The organism is uncultured Nostoc sp. (assembly GCF_937863485.1).
Taxonomy (GTDB): domain Bacteria; phylum Cyanobacteriota; class Cyanobacteriia; order Cyanobacteriales; family Nostocaceae; genus Nostoc.
In genome coordinates, this window is the sequence record NZ_CALMFY010000238.1 from 1 (window position 1) to 3,379 (window position 3,379).

Below are 3,379 nucleotides of genomic sequence, written 5' to 3' on the forward strand. Positions count from 1 at the left end.
TTTTTTCTTTTAACCCTTTTATTCAGAATACTCGGAAAGTGACAGAAGAGGGATAATCACCATCGGCGATTTCTGCATCCTTGCTGGACCAGCAGACTCGATTAAAGCGTTTCTCGGTGCCGTAGGCTCGTCGAAGCCCGTACCTTCGGCCGGCTACGATGCCCGCACCAGAGCCGAAGACATTCACCACCTGGTTCAGCAGTTAGGCTTTAACAGCATCCGGATTTTGGGTCATGACATTGGATTGCTGGTCGCGTACGCCTAGCGGCGGCCTACCCCACCGAGGTGCACAAGCTGGTGCTGCTCGACGGCTTTCTCGCGGGCATTGAACCCATGTGGAGCCAATTCTGGGCGGACCCCCGGTCTTGGGTATTTACCTTGCACGAGACGCCTGAGCTGCCCGAGCAACTTACTGCTGGCTTGGAGCGCGAGTACCTGATGTGGTTCTATACCAACCAGGCGTACCGCAAGGGGGCTTTCTACGAAGCGGAAATAGACGAGTACGTGCGGGCTTATTTAGCGCCAGGAGCTATGAGTGCCAGCTTTGAATGGTACCGGGCCTTCAAGACTGACATCGAGCAAAACCAGGCCAGTTCACGCACCAAGCTAACTATGCCCGTGCTGGCATTGGGTGGTGAGAAGCTCACAGGGCATATTATGGTGCCGATGGCGCAGGTCGTAGCCGACGATGTGCGGGGCGGCAGCGTGCCCGAATGCGGCCACTGGATGGCCGAAGAAAAGCCCGATTACCTGCTGGACCAACTCAACGACTTCCTTCCTGCCCTGACTTCATCTCCTGTGCTCGTTCAGCGATCGCCTGAGCGCGTCCTACTCCCCAAAGTCGCAGAACAGGCTTGGCAGTATACGGGCGATCGCCAGTTAATCAACTTAATTGAGTTTGGAAATTAGCGATCGCCAAATCGCCAATTGTGTGATTGAGCTTTTATCGTTTTGGCAATCGCATTTGCAGTATTCGGCGTTGCAGTTTATCAGAGATGCGATCGCACTATTCCTTAAAGCTCAACGGCAGCAATTAAGGGACTGACAAAAAATAAATTATCCCAAATTATTTGTACATTTGTAGGGGATCTTGGCCAAGATCCCCTACTGTTATGTCATATCTTGCATTTGCTGATTGCTCGGACGCTCCAACTCCAAATCTTCCCAAGAAACTGGATCTTCTACAGGTTCCAGGTGAGTTGTAACGTGAGTTGAAGGCAGTACCCGAAGAATAGCAAGCTCAATTGCCTCGCATAAATCATGCCCTTGTTGCACTGTCCAAGATCCAGGCACAAGAACATGAAAGGAAACAAAGCGACGGGTTCCAGCAGTGCGGGTTCGCAAGGCATGGAACTGAATGTCCTGATGTTTATACTCGTTAAGGATGCTCTTGATTGCGTCAATTTCTTTTTTAGGCAAAGCTGCATCCAGTAACGCGCTACCGGTTTCCCGCAACAAACGAAATCCTGTCCAAGTAATATTTGCTGCTACTATCAGTGCGACAATTGGATCAAGCACGAGAGCGCCTGTTACTTTGACGAGGAAGATTCCAACTATCACACCACCCGAAGTTACCACATCAGTAAATAGGTGGTTAGCATCAGCCCTCAGTGTAATGGAACGCAACCGTCGCCCTGCCCGTAGCAAGATAAAGGCAACAACGCCATTGATTGCGGTAGCAAATAAGGAGAGTGCCAACCCCAATCCCAGCTGTGTTAACGGTTCTGGATGTAACAAGTGTCCCCAAGCTTCAACAGCAATGCTAATCGCTGCCACTACAATCAACGCACCTTCTGCACCACTGGAGAAGTATTCGGCTTTAGAATGCCCAAAAGCGTGTTCGGCATCGGCTGGTTTCTCAGCATAAGTCAATGCCCATAGAGCGACCAATGCTGCCACTAGATTTACAATTGATTCAATAGCATCTGAAAGCAAACCTACTGACCCGGTTAGCAGGTAAGCGCCAAACTTTAGAGCAATAGTGACGATTGCCGCTGCAATCGACAAGAAAGCGTAGGAGCGGGCTGATCGACTACTCATCTCGGTCACGGACGTAACTACAGTGATTCCGAGCTAACAGTACCAAATTTGACTTCAATCGTCATCAGCCCTGAGACTTCTACTGATTGGTAAAAGAAACTACAGGATATCATTGCGATCGGCGAGGTGTGATTGAGTTTTCATCGTTTCGGCGATCCCATTTGCACTATTCGGTGTTGCAGTTTATGAGAGATGCGATCACACGATTCCTTAAGAGGATGTTTGACACTAATAACCTTTGCAACTAAAATCACCACCTCACTTCCGGTACAGCAATTTATTATGCCGCTCACAACAACTGGTGTTAAGGACTTTGGCTCAACTCTTGGATTAAAGCTTCAGCATTTTTATTCATTTGTTCCTCATCCTTGCGTCTCAAGTGAGAGTAGAGCCAGTCAAAAATTAATGGGCTGCGACGACGGTTATCATAAATTTGAGCTTGTAAGCTGTATGATTCTCTCTCAAGGTCTTGAGGAGTGAATCTTCCATTAATTACTTCTTGTAAAAGAGCCTCAGCATTTTCTCTGAGCCTATCAAGTCTGTTTGCAGCTTCGTTATGCTCAATATATTGACGCAACCCAAAACAAACGCAGGTGTCAATGGAGCCAGAACAGCCAACAAAAACTTTTCAAGAGTTAAACCTCCAATCAAACCAATCAGAAAGACAATAATACTTAAAGTAACCAATACGAAAATCACCCACTTAGAATAGCGACGACGCAGTTGAGCATCCCACCAGATATTAGAACGTTGGCAAATAATTCTTGCTTCATGGATTGGTAATTTTCCAACACTAACTGCATACCAATTTTTAAGAGTTGAATAGTTGGGATCTTTATGTTTAAACCTAGTGGAAGCATCAATAATAGTTTCTGGCTCAATGCGAATTCCACAGTTCAGATTTAACCAATTAAATTGGAGGACTTCACAATCAAAAATTTGTTGAATTTTTGCAGCTTTCTCTTGAGTAGAATTTTGTAACCTAGAAAAAATAAGAAGTTCTAGGAAAGTGACAATAATCCCCCACAATCCAGCATAAACAGACATTTTAGGTAATATTGCAACTGAAATTGACCAAGCAATTACTAGTGGGACACTAATAACTACACTAATAATTTGTAAAGCTTTTGCATCAGAATAAAGTTGGCGTTGTGCAGCCAATTTATCTAGCTGCTGCTGAGTGTTTTGTTCTTGAGGAATATTATTCATAAGTATTTATTATGAAGTAACTTTAAAATTTAGATCCAATGAAAATTCCCTGTTTAAGCTTAGATACTTTATTAAATATAGCAATCGCCAAGGTGATTAGGACACTAGGTTCAAGACAAACTCGATTGCA

The 3,379-nt window shown here is 45.4% G+C and carries 3 protein-coding genes and 1 pseudogene; 2 read left to right on the plus strand and 2 right to left on the minus strand.

From position 1 onward, the window contains the following. Positions 1-285: 285 nt before the first annotated feature. Together Q0541_RS32360 and Q0541_RS32365 are read left to right on the plus strand one after the other, a co-directional pair. On the plus strand, positions 286-909 hold the full coding sequence (locus Q0541_RS32360; RefSeq protein ID WP_298920793.1) for an alpha/beta hydrolase: 624 nt from the start codon (positions 286-288) through the stop codon (positions 907-909). Then, positions 893-1,045, plus strand: a complete 153-nt coding sequence (locus Q0541_RS32365; protein ID WP_298920795.1) for a hypothetical protein — start codon at positions 893-895, stop codon at positions 1,043-1,045. Before Q0541_RS32360 ends, Q0541_RS32365 begins: the two co-directional genes overlap by 17 nt. Before the next feature lie 65 nt (positions 1,046-1,110). Here Q0541_RS32365 and Q0541_RS32370 read toward each other — a convergent pair whose 3' ends face one another. Together Q0541_RS32370 and Q0541_RS32380 are read right to left on the minus strand one after the other, a co-directional pair. Beyond that, positions 1,111-2,040, minus strand: coding sequence for a cation diffusion facilitator family transporter (locus Q0541_RS32370; protein WP_298920797.1), 930 nt, complete (start codon positions 2,038-2,040; stop codon positions 1,111-1,113). Positions 2,041-2,344: 304 nt separating this feature from the next. Then, a pseudogene (locus Q0541_RS32380) lies at positions 2,345-3,249 on the minus strand (S-4TM family putative pore-forming effector). Positions 3,250-3,379: the final 130 nt, after the last annotated feature.